The following is a 24,435-nucleotide window of genomic DNA, read 5'->3' on the forward strand; positions in this document are numbered from 1 at the left end:
TTTCAAGGCAGGTTTTAACAGAAGCGTGTCATCTTTCATCTCGTGGCTCAAGCCACAGAGCTTTCATACTCCCGTCAGTTTCTTGTAAGCCAACAAATAGCTATTATAAATTTGCAAAATTCAAGAATTATGATCAATGATATCTTGCACCACACCCATGAGACTGCAAGTTAGCAAGTGCAAGATTGAGATCAGCCTCTTTACTTAAACGGAGACTTGATTTTATGTTTTCTTCTCAAGCTAAATCTCAAGCTAAACGCATCCTAGTTGTAGATGATACACAAGATAATTTGTCTTTACTAGAGGCAATTTTGATGGAAGAAGGATTTGAGGTTGATGTTGCCAAAAATGGCAAATTAGCGTTAGCCAAGATAGAAGCATCGCCACCCGATCTCGTGTTGCTCGATGCCATGATGCCAGGAATGAATGGCTATGAAGTCACTCGGCGTATTCGGGAAAATAAAAAACTCCCTTTTATTCCGATTCTTATGATCACGGCTTATGTAGAAGCTGATTTACCTCAAGGATTAGAGTTAGGAGCTAATGACTTCATCCGTAAGCCGATTGATTTTGATGAATTAATGGCAAGAATTAAAGCATTTTTGCGATTGAAAGACACCATGAATTCCCCTTCATAATTCGTCAGCTACTTCAACTCTATGAAGCGGGTGTTTTGACTTCTAGCGGCAAGGTAACAGTGAAGGTGGAGCCTACTCCTAGGAGCGATACCACCTCTATTTTGCCTTGCATGAGTTTTACTAGCTGCGAGACAATTGCCAATCCTAACCCAGTACTATCGGGTACGCGAGTGCCGCTATTGTCAGCTCGAAAGAAAGGGTCAAAGACACGCAATTGGTCTTCTGGTGCAATCCCGATTCCTGTGTCACTGGCTGCAATAGACCACTGGTTATCAAATAGCATCTGGCACGTTAATTTGACGCTTCCTGACTCTGTGTAGCGAATCGCATTGCTCACAAGGTTAGTGACAATTTGCTGCAATCGCAAAGGGTCTGTCAGCACTTTTTCGGGGGCACGTTCGCAATCAACCACCATTTGTAGCTCTTTCACAGCAGCTAAAGGGTGCAACATTTGAAACACATCGTCGATTAGCGATCGCACATCTGTTGGCACTGGGTGCAGTTTCATCTTCCCTGCCTCATACCGAGAGATTTCCAGTGCATCGTTGATCAGGCGGAGTAACTGTCTGCCATTGCGTACCACTCGCTCAATATGTTCCAAATGGGGAACGGTGTCTTTAACTTCAGGGTTCTTGCGTGAAGATCGCAAAATTAGCTCCGAGTAGCCAATAATCGAATTCAGAGGGGTTTTCAGTTCGTGGGCGAGTTGAGAGACATTCTCCTGATTCGCTTTTAGCAAGCGAGTCAGTTCCTGATTGGTTAGCTCTGCTGACGAGCGTAGCTGCTGTATTTCCTGGAATCGCTCCTCCACATAACTTTTGAAGCACTGAGCGATCGCTTCGTCAATTGTCGCGTCAATCACACCATAAACTCGCATCACTTCCCGAACGGTACCCTCTACTAAATCTGCCTCTAAAGTAGAAAAGATGACCTGACGCAGTAGACGATATTCTCGTGCAATTTCTGTTGGAGCGAAACCTTGTGCAGCACGCAGAACTCCATGTTCCAAACTATTCTGCACTATCGACTGAATATCCCTGTCGTGGGATTGGGAAAGCACGGTTGCCATCGCCATGAGAACATCGGGAAGATGATCCTGTATAGCTGAGCCTGGTAAATCATCGGCACTTGAAATCTGCCTATCAAAGCGAACTGCTTCAACCCAGTTTTTTGTGATTGTGTCTATATTATCAACAAGCAATTGACTAAAATTCATTGTGGCTCAGGCGCGCTCAGGAGTAGATTGCAAAACCTTCTTTAGCATCATTCTAGTGGAGTAATCGCCCAGTTTACACTCGCTACTTGTCTTTGGCTGGACATAATTTCCACTTAGGTTTTCTTTCTGTTTTGGAATTAGGACAAAATTGCCCAAAATCCAGCACGGATTTCTTGGCTTTTGTATTCAGCCGTACAAACTGGCTTAACATTATGCCCTTTCTCTAGATAGACGATTAAACAAAGTAGCAGGGTTAAATTTTAGCCAATGGCTTTGTTACTGAAGTACAAGTTTTGATGAAGAGAACGACTAAAAAAGGCTTCCCCTAACACAAACTGTTTCACCAGAAAAAGTCTCCCCCAATAAATTTATTGGGGGATTTATTAATAGTTAAAGTGTGTTTGTCAGAAAAAGTATTTCATAATTCATTTACAAACACACTCTAAAAAATCAGAAATCACTATTTTTTGTATGTGAACCGAATGCAGATCTACTCACTCAGCTTTTTTATTCAGGACTTCCGGAGCAGATTGAAATAGCTCTCCCAAAATTGCTTCTGTGTTTCGAGTGACATACGAGCTAACAGAGCTTGTAATTCTAGAGAACTTGTTACTACGGTTTCCTGAAAGCTCAGAGTTCTATCGAAATTCTCACGGAAATTTGGCGTAGTAAACTTTTGCATATTCGGCATCATAGATGTCCAGCTATTAAAAAGCCCTCTCTGCATTTCGCTTAACTGCCTTAAGTACTGCTCAAAATTATTGAAGGCATCCATTATTGTTGCTCCTTTTACTTTGTTATAGAATGCTGATTGTTTTGTGCTTTATTAAATAATAGTTGATAATTAGCTTTCAGGGTAGATGTTTAAAAAATGTTTTAAAAATATCATACTAAAGAGATTTTTAAATTCATATTGATAAGTAAAATATGAATTTAAGGAGATAAGAAACTGCCTGACTCAACAAAAAAATGAAGGATAAAAAATGATTTTTTTGCCTTCACTTCAGACTTAATCTGACATTGTAAAAATGGTAATCAGTATGGAAGAAGCTTATATTGTCTCAGCAGTACGCACGCCACTCGGTCGGTTCGGAGGTGTTCTGGCGGGTTTTTCGCCAGTGGATTTAGGTGCGATCGCCATGCGCGCTGCGTTGGAACGGGCAGGAATATCCGGGGAAGCATTAGACCTTTACATTTTTGGCAATGTCCTGAGAGCCGGTCACGGACAGTCATTGCCCCGTCAAGCGGCTTTCAAGGCTGGAATTCCAGAAACCGTGAACGGGTATGCCGTGGACATGGTGTGTTCCTCGGGAATGATGAGTGTGATGAACGCCGCCACTGCGATCCGCGCTGGTGAAGCCGACATCGTACTTGCTGGCGGAATGGAATCGATGTCCCAGACCGGATTTTTTCTATCACACCGAGCGAGATGGGGGTACAAATTCCTGCTGGGTTCGCCAGAGCAACTCACAGATATTTTACTTTACGACGGTCTGACCGATCCCACGACCGCTGAAGCGATGGGAGAGCAAGCAGAAAGGCTGGCAGCAGCTTACCAGGTGACGCGGGCTGACTTGGATCAAGTCGCTCTCTATTCACAGCAGCGGGCAACACTCGCCACCGAGCAAGGCTCCTTTCAGAAGGAAATTGTACCGATTGAGGTTAAAGGGAAGAAAGGTTTGGAATTGGTGGAAAAAGATGAAGGCATTCGCCCCGAAACCACCTTGGAGAGCCTGACCCGACTCAAGCCCGCGTTCACAGAGGATGGGGTGTTCACTGCGGGTAACAGTAGCCAGATATCAGACGGAGCAGCAGCTCTTGTCTTGGCAAGCCAAACGGCGGTGGAACGTTACGGACTGGTACCTCTAGCACGGGTGATTGGGGGATCGTGGATCGGTGGGGAAGCTTGGCGCTTCCCTGAAGTTCCCATCTTGGCAGTGAATAAGCTTTTAGACAAGCTGAAGATGAGGATCTACGATTTTGACTTGTTCGAGAACAACGAAGCTTTTGCTTTGAGCAACGTGCTGTTTAATCGGGTGCTGGGCATTCCTTACGAGAAACTAAATATCTTTGGAGGGGCGATCGCATTAGGGCATCCCATCGGCGCTTCGGGGGCGCGAATCATCGTCACGCTGCTCAACGCTTTGCAGCACAGAAATGGGCAGTTAGGGCTGGCAGCAGTTTGTCATGGCACTGGCGGTGGTACGGCGTTTGCACTGGAACGACTTTGACAAGCCATCCGACTCAGCTTTTTGTGGGCTAAACCGAAACATCTAACCCAGGTTAGGTGGACTCAAACTGCAGCACCTGCAAAATCAAGGTATTCAAGGTTTTTGTCGCTTGAAAACGTAACCCATTTCCACCACTAAGGTAATTGTGTTCAATCAGGTTCTTAAAGCCAGACGTGAGTAACGTTTGGGAAACTCGTGTTGAGCTACGTTACCTCTGCGGTGAAAGGGGATCAATCAGATTATTTTCATAGAGGAGAACTAAACGTGGTTACAACGCTAGACGATACAAAGCGGCTTGCTATTGGCGAAAGATTGGCAGACCTGAAAGCCTTTCAAAATTTAATTATCTCGAACGACCAAAAACTCATAGATGCCTGCCCTTATGAAGATGTTCGAGAGCGTCTCCAAAATATGCTTGAGGATGACCGGAAAAACATAGGCATCATAGACACTGTCATCGTTCAATATGGCATTCAAGCTGAACCTAGCGCTGCAACCAAGATATTTATTCCGCAGTTTGAGCAAATGATGTCAGGCAATGAGTTTACGTTTTATCAGAAACTCATTCACCATGAACTCATGAAGCATGGTCAAGCCATGAGTGGAGTCATGATCCACAAAGCTGCTCAGAAAGTAGGGGCAGACATTGAAGTGGCAATTACGCCTTTGAATACTGTCAACTTTGAGGGTCGCGCTCACCAAGAACAGCTCAAGGGGATGCTCGAACAGGTGGGTGTGCGCGAAATGACGGGTCTTGATGCCGATCAGGGAATATGGGGACGGGTGCAAGATGCGATCGCTGCATTATCCGGTATAGCTGGCAGTGTGATTACCCAAAACACTGACAAGCAAGATATGAACATCCAGACCCTCATCCGCCTGGATCACGAAAAGGTGAATACAATTTTCACCGAAATCGGAGCTACTAAAGATCCTCAAAAGCTCCAAGAGTATTTCGGGCAGCTCTACAAAGATTTATTAGCACACGCTCAAGCTGAAGAAGAAGTAGTGTATCCAAAAGTTCGCTCGTTCTACGGTAATGACAACACTCAAGAGCTGTACGATGAGCAATCTCAAATGAAGCGGATGCTAGATGAAATTAAGTCTATTAACCCCGCTTCAGCCGACGAGTTCAGATCAAAAGTTAAACACCTGATGGATGTGCTTGGCGACCACATTCGCCAAGAAGAATTTACGATGTTCCCGGCGATCGACAAAAATTGTAGCAACGAGCAGAAAGAGCAAATGGCTACTGAATTTAAAACTGCCAAGAGCAAAATTCAGCAAGAAATGGCAGCTTCTATGCAATAAGAGTCAGCATCTTGCTGTACTGATTACAGGGAAAGGCATTGCCAGTTAAGCAGCGAGCATGACTCTTTATTAGGAATGAAGCTGAGGGGAGCAACAAAAGAATGGCTTTTTAGGTGATTGTGTAAAATAGACTTCTTGCAAAAATACGATTTATGAATTTTTGAACCACAGATGAACACAGATAAACACCGATATTTATCTGTGTTTATCTGTGTCCATCTGTGGTTGAATTTCAAAAAAATTGAATGAGTGCAAGAGTTCTAATCATTCTCCTATAGCACAACTCAATTGAATGAAGTACAGAATTATCTGTGTAGCCTACGGCACGGCTTACGCCTACATCTGTGCCAAACAAAGCTGCAAACATTGGCGCTTTGCCGTTGAGGTAGCATGGGTGAAATAAAAATAGGGGTAGAAGTGATTCATGGTCTCTTTGGGACTGGAAAATAAAGTCGTTTTGGTAACTGGCGGTAATAGAGGGATAGGAGCGGCAATAGTCAGTCTGCTGGAGGAGTTGGGAACCAAGGTTGCTTACACATACCGCAGCGATAGGAATGGTCAGAATAAAGCTTTGGCAATTCAAGCCGATGTGACCGACTCCGCAGCAATGGAAAAAGCCGCAGAACAGGTTGAACAGAAACTAGGACCGATTTACGGAATTGTGGCTAACGCTGGAATTACCCGAGATAACTTTTTTCCCAAACTTAAGGTAGATGATTGGGATGAGGTAATAGATACAAATTTGAAGGGAGTATACAACACGCTGATGCCCGTTATCCCCAAGATGTACGAGCGTCGGGAAGGTTCGGTTGTCTGTATCAGCTCAATCTCTGGTGAGCGAGGAAACATCGGTCAGACCAACTACGCAGCATCCAAAGCGGCTGTGATTGGTTTAACAAAGTCCCTAGCTTTAGAGGCGGCTCGCTACGGGGTACGAGCTAACGCTGTGGCACCGGGATTTATTGAGACTGATATGGTCAAGTCGGTTCCAGACAAAGTCAAAGAGCGTATTCTGTCTGAAATTCCTTTCCGTCGCTTTGGCAAGCCTGAGGAAGTTGCCTGGGCAGTGGCGTTCCTGCTGTCGCCCATAGCTAGCAGCTACGTCACTGGTGAGGTTCTGAGAGTCAACGGTGCCCATCACACTTGAGGGATTTGTAACGACAATGGCTGATGCTTTAAACATGATGGAGCAAAGTGTGAAAACAGCGGTTGAAGAGCAGCGAATAAATATAAATGGCTTAACCACTCGCTACTTTACGGCGGGCGACTATGACCCACCGTTAGTGCTCCTACATGGAGATGCTGACAGCGCTCTTGATTGGTCTTGGGTGATGCCCAAGCTGGCTAATCGTCATCGGGTCTTGGCATTGGACTTTCCAGGTTTTGGCGATGCTGCTAAACCCAACCGCGAATACTCGGTGGCATTTCTTAAGCAGTTCGTGGGTGATTTTCTCGACGCCTTAGGAATTGAGCGGGCGATACTCGTGGGCAACTCGCTAGGTGGTCTGGTTGCCCTGCGCTTTGCACTGTCACATTCAGAAAAAGTTGCCGCCTTGGTGCTGGTAGATAGTTCTGGACTGGGTCAGGTGGTCAACCCAATCCTGTCCCTTTTGACCGTGCCGTTGTACGGAGAAGCTGCCACACTGATGTGCAAAGTGCCTCCTAACAATAAGCTGCGAGCTTGGGCACGGGCATCGCTGTTTTTTGCTCATCCCTCACTCGTTCCGGAAGCGTGGATCGCAGAGCAAGAGCGAATGTCGCTTCTTCCCAACTTTCTTGAAGCCACCCTGTCCTCGCTGCGTGACCAGCTGGATTTGTTTGGACAGCGCCAGGTGTTGCTTGACTCTTTAGGGCAGTTGCAGATGCCAACCCTTGTTGTGTGGGGTACTGAAGACTTAATTTTCCCAAAAGAACAGGCTCAAGATGCAGTCAGCCGTTTACAGAAAGGACAACTCGCCTTGATACCTGACTGCGGTCACATACCCCACATTGAGCGTCCCGAACAGTTTACGGAGGCGTTGAGCCAGTTTCTGGCGGGCGTTGATTTTTAGTAAGAACTTTAAGGAGTAGCATTAATGCAGCTAAAGCCAATAAATCAGCAGGTTGTTTCGGTCGTAGGAGCATCGAGTGGTATCGGGCGTGAGACAGCGCTCCAGTTTGCACGGCGTGGGGCAAAGGTGGTTGTCTCTGCTCGCAGTGAGCCGAAGTTAAATTCGTTGGTGGACGAGATTCGAGCGTCTGGTGGTGAAGCAACTGCTATCGTCGCTGATGTAGAGGCATTTGATCAGGTCAAGGCGATCGCAGACCGTACCGTCGAAGTGTACGGGCGACTCGATACGTGGGTGCATTGCCCGGCGATCGCCGTCTTTGCCACATTCGACAACACCACACCAGAAGAGTTTCAGCGCGTCGTTAATATTAACTTGATGGGGCAGGTATACGGTGCGATGGCGGCGCTACCCCATCTCAAGCGTGAGGGGCGGGGGGCACTGATCCACATATCTTCAATTGAGGGTAGGCGAAGTTTCCCATATCAGAGTGCGTACTCAGCAGCGAAGCACGGCATAGAAGGCTTTGTCGAAGCGCTGCGTGTCGAGTTGCAACATGAGAAAGTACCCATCAGTGTGACGAGTGTGAAGCCAGCGGTCATCAACACACCTTTTTGGAACAATGCTCGCACCAAGTTAGGCGTGAAGCCAGCAGGGATACCGCCCTACTATGACCCTAAGCTAGTAGCTGATGCGATCCTCTACGTTGCTGAACATCCAACTCGTGACTTCCTTGTTGGGGATGCGGCTAGGGCGCTAGATGCGCTGCAGCGGCTTTCGCCCGAACTGGTGGATTCCTTGTTGCTACTGATCGGCTTCCGGCTCCAGCGCTCTTCGGAGCCAAAGTCTGAAGATGAACGAAACAATTTTTACGAGCCAGTCCCCAATGATACTAGAGTTGAGGGAGACTTTAGCCATCTCGTGATACCAAGCATTTCTGACTGGCTGAGTAAGAATGTGCTGTTCAAGTAGGGCTTCTTTGCAAGCGCGGATCTTCACTAGTACGTAACGTATTCAAAATAGAAAAAAAGCTTACTGTATAAGGCTTCTTACCTTCTGGGAACGCCAGTCACGCCCGAGAGCAGGCTAACCCTGCTATGCCCAGCCCTTTCAACGCGAACAAATGAACTAGGATTTTGAAATCTGAAACGCTGTGCCAGTTAGGAATGTGAGATACAACTTCGATGTATCCTCAAGATATAAGGGCGAGTTTGGGTGTCAAGATGCTATGCTCCATTTTTGAACAATTTGTCCAAGAAAGTCCAGTAAGTGTAATGGCACGAGGATTAATGGAGCGTGTATTTGCCCGGGAACGGATGGATAAATTATTTGAAACTCACGCGAAAGTACAGCAAAGCGCAAGAATTACTATTTTCCAGCCAAGTAGATTTGATGAGTTTGGTGGTGTGTGGAATTCAAAAATCGGTTCATGCCGCCTATAAAGCTAGAGCAACAAACCTGATTGTGAGCACCACAGCACTATATAAAAAGCTCTGCGGTGTAGAACTGAGTGTGAGTCAAGCATTGGTAAGAGAAACAGCGAGCGATTTGCGAGTGCTAATTGAAATCATGGGTGGAGAACAGCCAAATCCACTACCAGGATATCAGCATAAAATTGTAGATGGGACTTGTTTGGCTGCTACAGACCATCGATTAGATGCAATTCGTTTATTTGCAGCTAAAGCTCTGCCAGGTAAAGCAATAGTTGTATTAGACCCACTATCAAAACTGGTAATAGATATTATTCTTTGTCAAGATGGTCATGCTCAGGAGCGGAGTTTATTTGATCATGTGCTGTCTGGTGTACAAGCAAACGATGTTTGGACTGGAGACCGGAATTTTTGCACAGCCAAGTTTCTGTGGACGATTGCACAGCAAAAAGCTTTCTTTGTGATTCGGCAACATGGGTCTTTAGGTTGGACACAACTGAGCGAATTAAAGACTTTGGGTCAAACCGATACAGGAAATCTTTTTGAGCAGTGCGTCGAAATTTGTTACGAGGGAAATCGTCTAAAATGCCGACGAGTTGTGCTGAAGTTGTTTGTGCCAACACGAGACAAACAATGGGAAATAGCGATTTTGACAAACTTACCCCCTAGCCAGGCTGACGCGGCAAAAATAGCCGAGTTATACCGTAATCGTTGGAGTCTAGAAACCCTTTTTCAAACCGTAACTGAAAATTTTAACGGAGAAATTCAAACGTTAGCCTATCCTAAAGCAGCCCTGTTCTCGTTTTCGATGGCGTTAGTAACATACAACATTCTCGCCACTCTAAAAGCCGCCTTAGGAAGTATACATGGCATCGGCAAAATTGATGCAGGTTTGTCTGATTTCTACTTAGTTGATGAAATTCAAGGCACATATCGCGGGATGATGATTGCTATTCCATCTCAGCAGTGGGAAATATTCAGGACATATTCTTTAGACCAAATGGGACAACTTTTACAACAGCTGGCGACTAGCGTGAATCTCAAACGTTTTCTCAAAGCCATAAGAAGTCCGAAGAAAAAACGCGAACCTTTAATTGTTGATCATAAACATCGTCATGTTTCGACTGCACGCCTTTTAGATAAGTAGGTCGCCGTGAATATTTATCGTTGAGGCAAGGCACAAAGGAAGAGGGTTTTAGCTAACTTTACTTTTTGTTACATACTTCGGTTTATTTGTGCCTTTCTACTTACCTATTGAGATAAGTAACCCTCAGAGTTACTTATACCGATTCCCCATGAAGATGCACTTAATATTAGAAAACGTAGACGCGCAGCGGCGTGCCGCAGGCTACCGCCAAGAAGCCAACAACGCCAAGAACAGAGAAATATTTATTAAGTGCAAGTTTATAGAGAATTGGTATTACTCCCGAACCGCTAGAAGAATACCTATTTTTAAATAATTACCTCTTTGTGACTCTTTTTTGAGCCTGTCGCAGCGAAGCGGTGAGTGACCGCTGCGACCGCCGATGCCGCTTCACTCGCTATTTTGATACTGGCGGTCACTCAGCGATAGGCAACGGGGGGAGTCCTGAGGGAGGGCGCAGCCCCCCTCGTGCCTCTTGGAGACAACTCAAGCATTTCCGGTTGCTCGCTCATCACACTTTTGATCACCGCTAAGCGGAGTTTTTACTGTCGATGGCGATCGCCGATTTTTACTCTCAACTCCACTCACAACTGCCAGACTTAACACACGCTAAAATCGCTCGAAAATACCTCTATTCCTGGTTATCTGCAACTTGTGTCATTCAAATGACTCATTAGTTCATTTGTTCGCGTTGAAAGGGCTGCCCTGCTATGCCCTACGGGCAGGCTGCGCCAACAGTGCTGGCTCCTCTGCCCTCAGCGTTGCAAAAGTGAACGATAAAAAGTTTTCTCTGCTGCTCTGTGCTTTCGCTGCTTACCCAACTTTGCCTAACCAGCAATATTGGGTTATTCGAGTACTAGGGCTAACTATGATCCAGAATTTATTAGACTTCATTACAAAAGTATGATTAATGGATATTTAGGAACCGCAGATGGACTCTTGCGTGCGTTGGGGAGACAGCGCTGTGGGCGGGTTTCCCGACTTGAAGCGACTGTCGTCGGCAATGCCCGACTTGTAAGCCCTGAGTCCTTACGGACACGCTGCGCGTTCACGTAGTGTGCGCTTGCGCTTACGGGCGCACTGAGCGCCAAAGGCGCACGCTACGCGAACGTGTTGGCGCAGCCTGTCCGCAGGACTTACGCGTAGCGGCGACCTAGGAGTTAGCAACTGCCGTGCAGATAAACGCAGATAAATTCTCTGTGTCCATCTGTGTCCATCTGTGGTTTTTTTTATAAAATTGACTTTTGCAAGAGGTTTATCGTATTAATTCATACCTCAATAACAATTGAGGAATTATTAAAAAAAATTGGTTCAACGGCACTCCACTGTAAACTCAAATCAGCCCATTGACGAAACCTAGAGAGGAGGACTGAGCTTGAAAGTAAAAGCAGCAGTAGCTTATGGTTCCGGTCAACCGTTAAGTATTGAAACAGTTCAACTTGAGGGACCACGTACTGGGGAAGTGATGGTCGAGATAAAAGCCAGCGGAGTTTGTCATACTGATGCTTACACTCTTTCTGGTGCTGATCCCGAAGGTTTATTCCCTGCAATTTTAGGACATGAAGGTGCTGGTGTCGTTGTCGAGGTGGGGGCAGGTGTCACCAGTGTGAAGCCTGGGGATCATGTGATTCCCCTCTACACCCCAGAATGCCGCCAGTGCGAATATTGTTTAAGCTTCAAAACCAATCTCTGTCAGGCAATTCGCGCTACTCAAGGGCGCGGTGTCATGCCCGATGGCAGCAGTCGGTTCTCCGTTGATGGGCAGATGATCCATCATTACATGGGGACATCCACCTTTTCAAACTATACCGTATTGCCGGAAATAGCCGTGGCAAAAATTCGGGAGGATGCACCGTTTGACAAAGTTTGTTACATTGGCTGCGGTGTGACAACAGGCATTGGTGCAGTCATCAACACAGCCAAAGTCGAACCGGGAGCAAATGTGGTGGTTTTTGGTTTGGGCGGTATTGGCTTGAATGTCATCCAAGGAGCGCGGATGGTGGGAGCTAATATGATTGTGGGGGTAGATATCAATCCCAATAAGAAAGCTTTGGCAGAAAAATTTGGCATGACTCACTTCGTCAACCCCAAGGAAGTTCAAGGAGATTTGGTTGCTTATTTGGTTGACTTAACCAAAGGCGGTGCTGATTACAGTTTTGAATGCATCGGCAATGTGAATATTATGCGCCAAGCTTTAGAGTGCTGTCACAAAGGTTGGGGAGTCAGCGTAATTATCGGTGTTGCTGGTGCTGGCGAAGAGATTCGTACCCGTCCTTTCCAACTTGTGACTGGACGCGTTTGGAAAGGTTCGGCGTTCGGTGGGGCTAGAGGACGTACCGATGTTCCGAAAATTGTTGATTGGTATATGCAGGGGAAGATTAATATTGATGATTTGATTACCCATGTGATGCCTATTGAGCAAATCAACGATGCTTTTGATTTGATGCACAAGGGTGAGTCAATTCGGAGTGTGGTGACGTTTGATTAGTTAAGGAACCGCAGATGGACGCAGATAGACGCAGATAATTTATCTGTGTGCATCTGCGTCTATCTGCGGTTCATTATTTCTTTGTGTACCTTACCCAATTGCAAACCGCTATAATGACTCATCTCAACCTCACATCAGAATACAAATCCTTCGGTGGCAAACTCGGCTTTTACTCTCATCCCTCCTCCACTTGTAACGGGGAAATGCGCTTTGCCGTTTACCAGCCACCGCAAGCGCTTGAGAAACCTGTGCCAGTTCTCTATTTCCTCTCCGGTTTGACTTGCACGCAAGAGAACTTTATGGTAAAATCCGGAGCACAATATTTTGCAGCAAAATATGGTTTAATACTCGTAGCACCGGATACTAGTCCCCGCAATACTGGCATTCCTGGTGAGGATGATGACTGGGACTTTGGCACGGGTGCTGGCTTTTTTGTGGATGCGATCGCTGAACCTTGGGCATCTCACTACAAAATGTACAGCTATGTTGTTCAAGAATTGCCTGCGTTGATTGCCGAGCATTTTCCTGTACAACCGGATAAACAAGGTATTTTCGGTCATTCAATGGGGGGACATGGTGCGCTTGTTTGCGCGATGAGAAATCCTCAGCAATACAAATCAGTCTCAGCTTTTGCACCCATCGCCGCACCTATGCGCTGTCCTTGGGGTCAAAAGGCGTTTAGCCGCTACCTTGGTAAGGATAAAGAAAGTTGGCGTGCCTACGATGCTAGTGAATTGGTCAAGCAAGTAGGATACCACAGTTCCATTCTTATCGACCAAGGTACAGCTGATAAATTTCTCCAAGAGCAGTTGTTACCTGAGGTGTTTGAGCAAGCTTGCGCGGCAGTGAATCAGCCGCTAAATTTGCGTTACCAGGAAGGCTATGACCATAGTTATTATTTCATAGCCAGTTTTATTGAGGATCACATCCGCCACCATGCGCTGTCAATGGATTGAGTGCATAATGCTATAAGCCTTCTCCAAGGAAAGCTTCAATTTCTCTGCTAGCACCCGTACATTGGGTTCGTCGAGAAAGGTCAGGTGAGAGCCGGGAAGGTGATGGATATCTACTCCGCCTGTGACTATATCGCCCCAACCGAATTGGGGATCGTATTGTATGCCTACGGCGTCAGTCCGACTTTTATCGTCAGTTCGCAAAAGGGTCATTCGACCGTGGTAAGGTTGGTAGATATATGTGTTGAGAGCCTGCAAGTTAGCACCCATGATTTCTATGTGCTTGTCATCCTCAGGTAAAGGCTCGGAAATTCCCAACATATGCATATATTTGTGTTTGAGATTGTGCGTGCCCCACTCTCTCCAGCCCATCAGCTTTTTACTAAGGTAGGAAGGTCCTTGTTGTAACAGATTATCAAAATGTACTTGTATTCGTTTAAGGAATGGCGATCGCTTGCTAGAACCCGGACGACAGGTATCAAGCATCGCTAGAATACCTACTTTTTCCCCTTGAGTGTCAAGTTGCCGAGCCATTTCGTAAGCTATCATACCACCCAAGGAGTAGCCGCCAAGAAAATAAGGACCAGTGGGTTGAATGATCTTAATTTCTTTAATATAAAGCGCTGCCATATCTTCAATCCGGGTCAAGGGAGGCATTCCATCTAGTCCTTGTGGTTGTATGCCATAAAATGGTTGATCCTGTCCCAGATGCAGTGCCAAAGGTCGGTAACACAAAATTTCTCCACCTAAAGGATGGATGCAGAAGAAAGGTGGCTTGGAACCTTTGGGTTGAATTGGTACCAAGCATGACCAAGGAGTAGTAGAATGACCTTCCTTATGTGCCGTGCTCAAAACTTGATGACCAACTGCTTTTTCTTGTTGATGGCAGATTATCTTGGCAAGAGATTCTATTGTATTTGCAGAGAACAGAGTTGCCAGAGGCAGCTTGAAGCCGAATTTCTTTTCAATTTGCGCGAATAACTTCACTGCTAGCAAGGAATGTCCGCCCAAGTCAAAGAAATTATTTCTGATACCAATGGATTGTACACCTAAAATGTCTTCCCAAATCTGTGTCAGATCTTGTTCTAACTTATTGCGGGGGGCAACAAAGGTGGCTTCTGGTTCTTGCAAAGTTAAGTCAAGCGCATCCAAGGCGCGCCGGTCTACCTTACCATTGGGATTTAATGGCATCACGTCCAAGAAGACAAAGGCTTTTGGCACCATGTACTCGGGTAGCTGACCTTGCAAAAAGTCGCGCAATTCACTTGGGCTAGGGGGAATTTGTTCCGGGTGGACTACGACATATGCCACGAGCCGCTTATTACCGGGAACGTCCTCTTTTACCATAACTAAAATTTGTTGCACGGCAGGATGTTCACCTATGGTGGCTTCAATTTCTCCCAACTCAATGCGGAAGCCACGCAGCTTAACTTGGTAGTCAATACGACCGAGGAACTCTATGTTACCGTCGCTCAAGTAACGCGCCAAGTCGCCAGTTTTGTAGAGACGTGCGCCTGGTTCGTGACTGAAGGGGTTGGGAATAAACTTTTCTTGTGTGAGTTCGGGACGGTTGAGATAGCCTCGCGCTAAACCAGTCCCACCAATGTGCAGCTCACCCGATTGACCAACAGGCACAGGCTGTAAATTTTCATCTAATATATAAACTTGTACATTGGCGATCGCCCGACCAATAGGAGCAATGGTGTGATCAGTCCCACGCTGGCAAATCCAGTAGGTGGTATCAATCGAAGCTTCTGTGGGACCATAGCAATTAATCAGAACATTGTGCAAATTTAAACGCTCAACGAACCGCTCTATAAGTTCAACCCCTAAAGCTTCACCACCACTCGTGACGTGTCTCAGGCTAGTACAATTCTCAATTCCCTTTTCCTCAAGTAAAACGCGGATCAGGGATGGTACAAAGGCAGCTACAGTAATCTGCTGTTCGGTCATGACCTTAACCAGGTAAGCAGGGTCTTGATGTCCACCTGGGCGAGCCATAATCAATTGTCCCCCAAATAACAACGTCCAGAATATTTGCCATACTGAGGGGTCAAAGCTTAAAGAAATGGTCTGCAAGACTTTGTCTTGTTCAGTTAATTTAAACGTTGCTTGTCGCCAGTGGAGCTGATTGCAAATTCCCCGGTGCGGAACCATCACACCTTTAGGTTTGCCTGTAGAACCAGAGGTATAGATGACGTAAACTAGGTTATCAACTGTTGCCTCACACACAGGGTTTTCTTGGCTGTGCTGGGCAATTAGTTTCCAGTCAGAATCTAAACATATCACTTGCGACCCAAGATGTAAGTTGTTGACCAATTTCTCTTGAGTTAGGATCACTGGTGTTTGGGTGTCTTCCAAAATGAACGCTAAACGTTCTTTTGGATACGCTGGGTCTATGGGTACATAAGCCCCACCTGCTTTGAGAATTCCCAGTAGTCCTACCACCATCTCTAAGGAACGTTCCAGGCAAATGCCCACTAGGACATCCGGACCGACACCCAGAGTTTTTAGGTAATGTGCCAATTGGTTAGCGCGAGTGTTCAGTTGTTGGTAGGTCATATGTAGAGACGCGCCATGGCGCGTCTCTACATCTTCAAACACCACCGCCACGGCGTTAGGCGTCTTTTCCACCTGCTGCTCAAACAACTGATGAATACACTGCTGTTGATAATCTGCTTGGGTATCGTTCCACTCTACGAGTAACTGTTGTCTCTCAGTTACCGTTAGCAGTGGTAATTCGCTAATGTGCTGCTGTGGGTTAGCCGCAACCTCTTCTAGAAGTGTCTGAAAATGCCCGCTCATTCGGCGTATAGTGCAAGCATCAAACAAGTCAGTGCTGTATTCCCACAATCCTCGCAGTCCTTGTTCTGTTTCTTCGATTGACAAGGTTAAATCAAACTGCGATGCGAAATTATCCACTTCAATATCACAGATGCTCAGTCCTGGCAACTCCAAAGTTTGTCTGGGTACATTCTGCAAGACAAACATAACTTGGAACAGGGGGTGATAGCTCAAGGAGCGCTCTGGTTGCAGTTCTTCGACCAGCTTTTCAAAAGGCAGGTCTTGGTTAGCATAAGCTGACAATGCTTGCGATCGCACTCTTTGCAACAGTTCCCGAAAACTGGGGTTGCCTGACAAATCTGTGCGAAGTACCAAGGTATTGACAAAAAAGCCAATTAACCCTTCTATCTCTTCTCGATTGCGTCCGGCGGTAGGAGAACCAACTAAGATATCTTGTTGTCCGCTATAGCGATACAGCAGGGTTTGGAACGCCGCCAACAATGTCATGAACAGCGTTACCCCCTCTTGCCGTGACAGTACATTTAATGATGAGGATAAATTTTTGGGGAGTACGAAAGATTGTTTTGCACCTTGGCGAGTTTGTACTAAAGGGCGTGGTCTATCAGTGGGCAATTCCAAAACTGGGGTTGCACCTGCTAACTGCTGTTTCCAATACTTGAGTTGGTTTTCTATCACCTCACCCTCAAGCCATTGGCGCTGCCAAACAGCATAATCGGCGTACTGGATGGGCAGTTCTGGCAAAGGATTGAGGCTTCCTGTCAGGAAGGCTTGGTACAATGTTGTCAACTGCTCAAATAAAATGCTCGTTGACCAGCCATCAGTGGCGATGTGGTGCATGACCAATTGCAGAATGTGCTCTTGTGGTGATATCTGCAACAAGCACGCACGCAGCATCAAATCTGATGAGAGGTTGAAGGGACGTTGCGCTTCCTGTTGTAACAGTCGTTGTACAATGGTTGTGTGTTCATGCAGACAATCCTTCAAGTCAATCACCTTCAGTTCCACTGACTGAAGTTCACGAATCACCTGTACCGGGTTGCCATCGTCTACAATAAAGTTGGTTCGCAAAACTTCATGATGGGCAGCGATCGCATCCAATGACTGTTGCAATACACTTATGTTCAGGTTGCCTTGCAACTGCATTGCATCAACAACATTATATGCTGCACTGTCTGGCCCTAGTTGTGCCAAAAACCACAGTCTTGCTTGTGCAAAGGAGAGAGGGGCTGATTGTCGGTTGGTTTGTCGGGAGATGTTTTGGTGTTCCTGAGTCCCTTGGTTTTGACTGGTGGTAATTGTACTTGCTAATTGTGCGATCGTCGGTGTCTCAAACAGCAACTGCAACGGAATTTCTACACCTAAGGCTTGGCGACACCGAGATATAACTTGTGTCGCTAACAGTGAATGCCCCCCCAATTCAAAGAAGTTGTCCCTGACGCCAATAGGTTGGATGCCTAAAATTTCTTCCCAAATCTGCGTCATTGACCATTCTAAATCATTGCGGGGAGAAACAAAGGTTGCTTCCACCTCTTGGCTTGCTAAGTTTGGTGCTGGAAGGGCGCGACGGTCTATTTTGCCATTCGGCGTCAGGGGAAGAGCCGTGAGCACCACGAAGGAAGAAGGTACCATGTATTCAGGCAGCTTCTGCTTGAGGAAACTGCGTAGTTCCCTAGTAAAAACCGTTTGACTGGTTTCATCTGAAAGTAACTCAGGAACGACATAAGCAACGAGGCGCTTGTCGCCGGAGACATCCTCTGTAGCGATAACCACAGTTTCTCTGATCATGGGGTGTTGTTCCAGCACCCACTCAATTTCTCCGAGTTCAACTCGCATCTCGCGAATCTTGACTTGATCGTTAAGGCGACCTACAATTTCGACGGTGCCATCGCTTAAGTAGCGAGCCACGTCACCTGTTTTGTAGAGTCGGGAAGTTGAGCCGTGACTGAACGGGTTGATGATAAACTGCTCATAAGTGAGATCAGCGCGATTGAGATAGCCACGAGCTAAACCCGCACCAGCAACATGCAGTTCACCTTTCTCCCCTTTTGAAACTGGCTGAAGATTGGAGTCGAGTATACAAACCTGAGTATGTTCAAGGGGATATCCCACTGGTACGTATCCTTGCTCCTGGTCAAATTCAGGCGGGATGGGATAAGCACAGACCCCAACAGTTTCTGTTTGACCATAAACATTAACAATGCGTGGTTGATTTTCTAGTTGACTGCGGAGCTTTTTAAGCAATTGACACGGCAGTAAACCGCCAGAAAACACAATCAGCCGCAAGTTAGACTTCAAAAGTTCCTTTGCAGATGCTTGGTCTAAATTTTCTAGAGCCTGGAGTCCATGACGCCAAACTGACTGCACTGTGTCAAAGACTGTGACACCTTGTTTCTGAATCAGCTCAAAAAGCGACAGCGGATTTCTAGTTTGTTCATAATTGGCAAGGATAATTTGGCTTCCTTGAGACAGAGGCACCATCAACTGTCTGACTGAGGAGGAAAATGAGAAAGATGCCGTGTGGAGATAGACATCATCTGCCTGAACTTGCAACACCTTGTTGATTGACTGAAGATAATGCGAGACATTGGCGTGAGTAATTTGCACGCCTTTGGGTTTTCCAGTCGATCCCGAAGTATACATCACGTAGGCAAGATGCTGCGATGCTGGCTGAGTGAGTGGGTTTTCTTGACTCTCTCTAGCAATAGCCTCCTCATCCGTGTCAAGGCAAACCACCCATGGCTGCTGCTCAAAAAGCTCATTGACCAAGTGTTTCTGAGTCAACAGCACCGACACCTGAGTATCCGATAACATGAAAGCCAAGCGCTCTTTGGGATACTTGGGGTCTAAAGGTACATATGCTCCACCTGCTTTAAGAATCCCCAGAATTCCCACCACCATCTCTAGGGAGCGCTCCACACAAATACCAACCAGGACCTCTGAACCAACGCCCAAGGCTCGGAGGTGGTGCGCCAGCTGATTTGCCCGCTGGTTCAACTGTCGATAAGTGAGTTGCTTGTTTTCAAATATCACCGCTACGGCGTCAGGTGTCCTCTCTACCTGAGCCTCAAACATCTGATGGATGCACAGATCCCGAGGGTCATCTGTTTGTAGTAGAAGGTCTACGACCTCGGTCAAGCTTTGTATCTGAATATCTGGCTGAAGGTATAAATTTTGCTCTGTTAAGCGCTTGGACATAGTGTAAATAAAATTACTAAAATCTTTTTAGATGCATAGGTGATTGCTGGAAATGCACATTATGGTTGAACTCAGCAAAAAAAATTGAATGGCTCAATAAGCAAGCTACGTTTCTCTTGCTCTCCTTCTTAGAAGAACTACTTTGCTACTGCATATTCACAACATGAATGCAATAGCTTTTCTTGTTTAATTTGCTCTTGTGCTAACGCCAATGCCTGACGAGCATTGTTTAAATTTTTGTTATCTCTCACTTCATTACCAAAACGCTGTAAATAAGCTTCGAGATACTTAATACGTAAGGCAGGATCATCTGCATTTATCAGAAAAGGCAGATCGGATTCAACCATAAAGCGGATAGCTAAGAGGGGAATGGGGCTACGCAGTGGACGAAAGTTTGGGTTGTGTAGACCAGGGGTTTCATTACGCTTGTGAAATTCCCCTAGCATGAGTCCTACATCAACAAAGAAAAGCTTGAGTTTTTGTTGAACACCATCAATGAGTTTGGAAGTCTCTTCTATATCAAGCTCAGGAAAGATAAGTAATATGGCTTTATTTATGCCGATTTCTCTGTCTCGTGGTTCTATTTCAAGGAAGATATCTCGGTAGCGCAAAACAATCTCTTCAACTTGCTGGGGCTCCAAGTTTTTAGCATGAATAACTCCCATCTGGATGTTGTTTGATTTTAGTGAGTGAGGTACAAAAGGGCAAACAGGACCAGATCTACCCAAATCATGATGAGGTTTTGCCAAAAAACTGTGAACCCATTGCTGAATCTCGATTAAGTAGGGAAGGTCTTTTTGGATCTGGTCAATCTCAATAGGTGTATAGAGTAGCATTGAGCTTACATTGTTAGAGGGTAATTATCAAGTTTTTCTTGGGTAGAAATCTAACCTAGGCAGAATGAAGATAATCAGAACAAAGTACACAAAAATTGCATCCTTTTCTGATAGGAAAGTTCCTTCTAAGCTTGTGTCTATACAGAAGACTGAAAACGAGGCTGCAACAATTATTCTTAGTTCAATGCAGTTTAATTCAAGCAAATCTCCAAGTGTGAGTTCACTGATACGTAAATCCCTGGTTTTTGCCGAGTAGGGGTGTTGAACACACTCATCAGGCTGTGTCTTAACTACTTTTCCTTATAAAAGGATAAGAGTTGTTTACTGAACGCTCATACTAATTCTTGCTTGACCACATGATTATTATTAATATCAGATAAAATGTAAAGTTTATAAGTAACTAATTATTAAATCTGTGAAATTTTAATATAGAAATCAATCCTCTGAAGAAGGTAAAAGCTCTTTTTATAATAAAAATAATATTTTTTTAGTAAAAAATATTATTTGGTTTGTCATGTTGGATATAAATGTAATAATTTCATGTTTTTTGTATTTAGATATGATGAAGCCTGGTAAAAATTTAAATACAATATATAGTGAGTTTCAATTTTGTTAAAAACTTATAAAAAAGCAGTAAGAATTCTGTAAAGAATGTAGTAATTGATTCCAGTAATAATTAGAAAAACATAAAATCTGTGTAAAAAAAAAACTATAAGGAAGTCACCACTATCCGCTACCTAGTTCCATGATTGATGGTGGGCAATTGCCCTTGGGACACTGCGCTAGGTGCAATCGATACCTATAGCGCTTCTCAATTGCCTACGATACGCGCAAAGCATAGGAAGTCAAAATTCCTGGATTATCGTTGTAGTTGTGGTAGATGGTGAGAAATTATTAAGAGTTTCTTAACAAGAAAAAACCTAATTTAAAATAATGTGAATTAATTTGATATCGAAAAGCTGTCAAAATTGCCAAAAAAGAAGGATGATTTGGAATAAGTCTGGAAAAATAAAAACCGTTAAAAAACTGCTCCACGCTTAAGAGGAGGATTCCCAGAAGAAGACTTAAGCGCAAGAACCAAGTAGGAGCAATGGCAAGGAAGCAGATTTTGACGGCAACAGAGAAAAACTAAGAGAGAACCTAGAATTTTATGAATATCAGCAGTGCAAACACCGCAGTGCAAGTGCTGGGTGAGAAATTACCTTTTCCCCTGAAGCGCTTGGCGGATTTAGCTTATAACTATTGGTAGTTGGACGAGCGATCGCATTGCGCTGTTCCAAACGATTGCTCCCCAAGAATGGGAACGCTGCGGGCACAATCCAGTAGAAATTTTAAATTCAGCAACACACGAACGTCTAACACAGCTTGCTGAAGACCCGTTTTACTTGAAGCAGATCGGGGCGTTGGTGCGTGAGTTCGACGAATACATGACTACAAAAGAGACTTGGATGAGTCGGGTTGCCCCTCAAATTACCCAAGAACACCCCATTGCCTACTTTTGTGCTGAATTTGGTATTCATGAATCTCTCCCTGTTTACTCTGGCGGTTTGGGCATTCTCGCAGGGGATCACCTGAAGTCAGCATCAGATTTGGGAGTCCCAATGGTCGGTTTGGGCTTGCTGTATCGCCAAGGTTACTTCCGACAGCGGTTGAACCGCAGCGGTTGGCAAGAAGATTACTACGTTGACAACCCCTTCCACCGGATGCCTTTGGAGTTAATAAAAAATGAGCAAGGGGAACCACTCACGATAGAGATAGAAGTTCGTCAACGACTCGTGAAAGTGCAAATTTGGCGAGTGCAAGTAGGGCGAGTGAGTCTTTATTTATTGGATAGCGATCGCCATGACAATGATCCCATAGACCGCTGGCTCACGGGACACCTCTACGGCGGGAACCAGGAAACTCGCATTGCCCAAGAAGTCGTCTTGGGAATTGGCGGTGTGAAGGCGCTGACTGCCTTGGGAATTCAACCTTCTGTCCATCACCTCAACGAAGGTCATGCGGCATTCTGTACCCTAGAAATTGCCAGGGAAGAAATTGAGCGCACTGGCAAATCCTTCTACGACATCGAAGCCGATGTGCGAAATCGTTGCGTGTTCACCACCCATACACCCGTTCCCGCAGGTCACGATGTCTTTTCGCCCGATTTGATGGACTCCTTCTTTGCCCACTACTGGACTCAGCTACGCCTTTCCCGCGAGCAATTCTTGGCATTGGGCGCACGACGACTGGGCGACCCTTGGGAACCTTTTGGCATGACGGTTTTAGCACTGCGGATGTGTCGTGCTGCCAATGGCGTGAGTGAATTGCACGGTCAAGTTTCGCGTAAAATGTGGACGATTTTGTATCCACAACGCTCTGAAGACAAAGTCCCTATCGGTTATATTACCAATGGTGTCCATGCGCCCACTTGGACTGCTCCCTTGATGGCAGACTTATACGCTCAATACTTAGGCGCAGACTGGAAAACTCATCTCGCTGACCCGAAGATGTGGGAGAAGGTTGACGAAATTCCAGATGAGGAACTGTGGTGGCGGCATCAAGTTCTCAAAGAGCGACTCATTGCTCACACCCGCTATAGAATTAAGAAAGCACGAGAACAGCGCGGTGAAGAGTACGAAAGAATTCAGGCAACAGAAACGCTGCTTGATCCCAAAGTGCTAACTATTGGATTTGCCAGACGCTTCAGCCCATACAAGCGGGGTCATCTGCTGTTGCGTGATGCAGAACGGGCACTGAGAATTTTTGGCAATGCGGAACGTCCGGTACAAATTATCTTTGCAGGTAAAGCTCACCCGGCGGATGAAGAAGGTAAACGAATTATTCAACGTTTGATGGAGTGGTGTCGCCATCAAGCAATCCAGCATCGGGTCGCATTTATTGAAGACTACGATATTTACGTTGGTCAAAAACTGGTGCAGGGCGTCGATGTCTGGTTGAACAATCCTCGTCGCCCCTTAGAGGCGTCTGGGACGAGCGGGCAAAAAGTTTGCTTTAATGGCGGCATTAATTGCAGCGTGCTGGATGGCTGGTGGTGCGAAGGATACAGAACAGATGCCAATGGTCAAGGGATAAATGGTTGGGCAATTGGTGAGGACGCTCACACCAGTGATCAGGATTTGCAAGATAGTATAGATTCGGAATCACTTTATAAACTTTTGGAAGAGCAAATAGTTCCTCTGTACTATGACCAAGATGCTAACGGCACTCCTCACCGTTGGGTGCAGATGATGAAGGCATCAATTAAGACGAATGCACCCCTGTTCAACACAGATAGGATGATTGCGGACTACGTGTCGCAGGTTTACGTTCCAGAAATCGCCGCTGGTGTTGAACCGATTTTAGCGAAGGTTCTGGTTTAAAAAATTTTAAGTTTTCTGGTTCAGCATCCGGGCAGGTTTTAAACCTGCCCTTTTCTTATGTCATTTCAGGATTTACTTATTAGGTTGAGGAGTCATCCGCAAGTAAGGCTTAACTTCTTCATACCCTTTGGGGAATTTCTGCTTCAGCACTTCTGGATCTTTGAGTGAAGGAACAATGACGCAGTCATCGCCGTCTTTCCAATCGGCTGGTGTTGCTACGCTGTAGTTGTCAGTCAACTGTAGCGAATCAATCACCCGCAGAATTTCATCAAAGTTGCGTCCGGTGCTAGGGGGATAGGTTAAGCTCAGACGCAGTTTCTTGTTGGGGTCGATAATGAAGACAGTACGCACAGTCAACAATGCATTGGCGTTCGGGTGAATCATGTCGTAAAGGTCAGAAACCTTACGATCCGCGTCAGCCAAAATAGGATAGTTGAGGGTGGCGTTTTGAGTTTCCTCAATGTCCCCAATCCATCCTTTGTGGGATTCAACATCGTCAACGCTGAGGGCTATGACTTTGACGTTGCGCTTGTCAAATTCTGGCTTGAGTTTAGCAACTTGCCCTAACTCTGTTGTGCAAACAGGTGTGTAGTCTGCGGGGTGAGAGAAAAGCACAACCCAGCTGTCGCCAGCCCATTGGTAAAAGTCTACTTCGCCATGTGAGGAGGCTTGGGTAAAGTTTGGTACTGTGTCGCCTAGATGGAGAGCCATGTGAGATTCCCTGTAGTTCAGAAAGGCATATGTATTCTATCTTGCCATCATGACATAAAACCCCGGT

13 protein-coding genes and 2 pseudogenes are annotated in these 24,435 nt (G+C 45.7%); 11 read left to right on the forward strand and 4 right to left on the reverse strand.

Annotated features, from left to right (window positions below):
• Positions 1 to 224: 224 nt before the first annotated feature.
• Positions 225 to 638, forward strand: coding sequence for a response regulator transcription factor (locus tag MAS10914_RS0103990; RefSeq protein ID WP_017314609.1), 414 nt, complete (start codon positions 225 to 227; stop codon positions 636 to 638).
• Between the two features lie 19 nt (positions 639 to 657).
• On the opposite strand, the gene MAS10914_RS0103995 is transcribed toward MAS10914_RS0103990, so the two are convergent.
• On the reverse strand, positions 658 to 1,854 hold the full coding sequence (locus MAS10914_RS0103995; protein WP_017314610.1) for a sensor histidine kinase: 1,197 nt from the start codon (positions 1,852 to 1,854) through the stop codon (positions 658 to 660).
• A 1,028-nt stretch (positions 1,855 to 2,882) separates the two neighbouring features.
• On the opposite strand from MAS10914_RS0103995, the gene phaA reads away from it, so the two are divergent.
• The 9 genes from phaA (at position 2,883) to fghA (ending at position 13,462) form a co-directional block, all read left to right on the forward strand.
• Positions 2,883 to 4,085 carry an acetyl-CoA acetyltransferase PhaA gene (phaA, locus tag MAS10914_RS0104005; RefSeq protein WP_232224101.1) on the forward strand — a complete coding sequence of 401 codons (1,203 nt, stop codon included), beginning with the start codon at positions 2,883 to 2,885 and terminating at the stop codon, positions 4,083 to 4,085.
• Positions 4,086 to 4,349: 264 nt separating this feature from the next.
• A complete protein-coding gene (locus MAS10914_RS0104010) occupies positions 4,350 to 5,396 on the forward strand; it encodes a hemerythrin domain-containing protein (RefSeq protein WP_017314613.1) in 1,047 nt (348 codons plus the stop codon).
• Positions 5,397 to 5,820: 424 nt separating this feature from the next.
• Positions 5,821 to 6,543, forward strand: coding sequence for an acetoacetyl-CoA reductase PhaB (gene phaB, locus MAS10914_RS0104015; RefSeq protein WP_017314614.1), 723 nt, complete (start codon positions 5,821 to 5,823; stop codon positions 6,541 to 6,543).
• Entirely contained in the window at positions 6,527 to 7,447 is a 921-nt protein-coding gene (locus tag MAS10914_RS0104020) for an alpha/beta fold hydrolase (RefSeq protein ID WP_232224102.1), read from the forward strand. Before phaB ends, MAS10914_RS0104020 begins: the two co-directional genes overlap by 17 nt.
• A 24-nt stretch (positions 7,448 to 7,471) precedes the next feature.
• On the forward strand, positions 7,472 to 8,416 hold the full coding sequence (locus MAS10914_RS29565; RefSeq protein ID WP_017314616.1) for an SDR family oxidoreductase: 945 nt from the start codon (positions 7,472 to 7,474) through the stop codon (positions 8,414 to 8,416).
• A 357-nt stretch (positions 8,417 to 8,773) separates the two neighbouring features.
• Positions 8,774 to 10,021 (forward strand): transposase, encoded by a 1,248-nt coding sequence (locus MAS10914_RS0104030; protein WP_017314617.1) that lies wholly within the window; start codon positions 8,774 to 8,776, stop codon positions 10,019 to 10,021.
• Positions 10,022 to 10,921: 900 nt separating this feature from the next.
• Positions 10,922 to 11,074, forward strand: a complete 153-nt coding sequence (locus tag MAS10914_RS35305; protein WP_232224103.1) for a hypothetical protein — start codon at positions 10,922 to 10,924, stop codon at positions 11,072 to 11,074.
• Between the two features lie 319 nt (positions 11,075 to 11,393).
• Positions 11,394 to 12,506, forward strand: a complete 1,113-nt coding sequence (locus MAS10914_RS0104035) for an S-(hydroxymethyl)glutathione dehydrogenase/class III alcohol dehydrogenase (protein ID WP_017314618.1) — start codon at positions 11,394 to 11,396, stop codon at positions 12,504 to 12,506.
• 113 nt (positions 12,507 to 12,619) lie between these two features.
• Complete coding sequence (fghA, locus tag MAS10914_RS0104040; RefSeq protein WP_017314619.1) at positions 12,620 to 13,462, forward strand: S-formylglutathione hydrolase; 843 nt, start codon at positions 12,620 to 12,622, stop codon at positions 13,460 to 13,462.
• Here the strand turns inward: fghA and MAS10914_RS0104045 are convergent.
• Both MAS10914_RS0104045 and MAS10914_RS0104050 read right to left on the reverse strand, forming a co-directional pair.
• Positions 13,451 to 19,459 (reverse strand): annotated as a pseudogene (locus tag MAS10914_RS0104045) (amino acid adenylation domain-containing protein); the annotation flags it as partial. The gene fghA and the pseudogene MAS10914_RS0104045 overlap by 12 nt on opposite strands.
• Positions 19,460 to 19,596: 137 nt before the next feature.
• Positions 19,597 to 20,295: a DUF6875 domain-containing protein gene (locus MAS10914_RS0104050; RefSeq protein ID WP_017314621.1), complete on the reverse strand. Its 699-nt coding sequence runs from the start codon at positions 20,293 to 20,295 to the stop codon at positions 19,597 to 19,599.
• Between the two features lie 1,150 nt (positions 20,296 to 21,445).
• On the opposite strand from MAS10914_RS0104050, the pseudogene glgP reads away from it, so the two are divergent.
• Positions 21,446 to 23,657: pseudogene (gene glgP, locus MAS10914_RS31440) on the forward strand (alpha-glucan family phosphorylase).
• Positions 23,658 to 23,729: 72 nt separating this feature from the next.
• On the opposite strand, the gene MAS10914_RS0104060 reads toward glgP, so the two are convergent.
• On the reverse strand, positions 23,730 to 24,368 hold the full coding sequence (locus MAS10914_RS0104060; RefSeq protein ID WP_017314624.1) for a peroxiredoxin: 639 nt from the start codon (positions 24,366 to 24,368) through the stop codon (positions 23,730 to 23,732).
• Positions 24,369 to 24,435: the final 67 nt, after the last annotated feature.

Source organism: Mastigocladopsis repens PCC 10914 (assembly GCF_000315565.1).
GTDB classification, from domain to species: Bacteria; Cyanobacteriota; Cyanobacteriia; order Cyanobacteriales; family Nostocaceae; genus Mastigocladopsis; species Mastigocladopsis repens.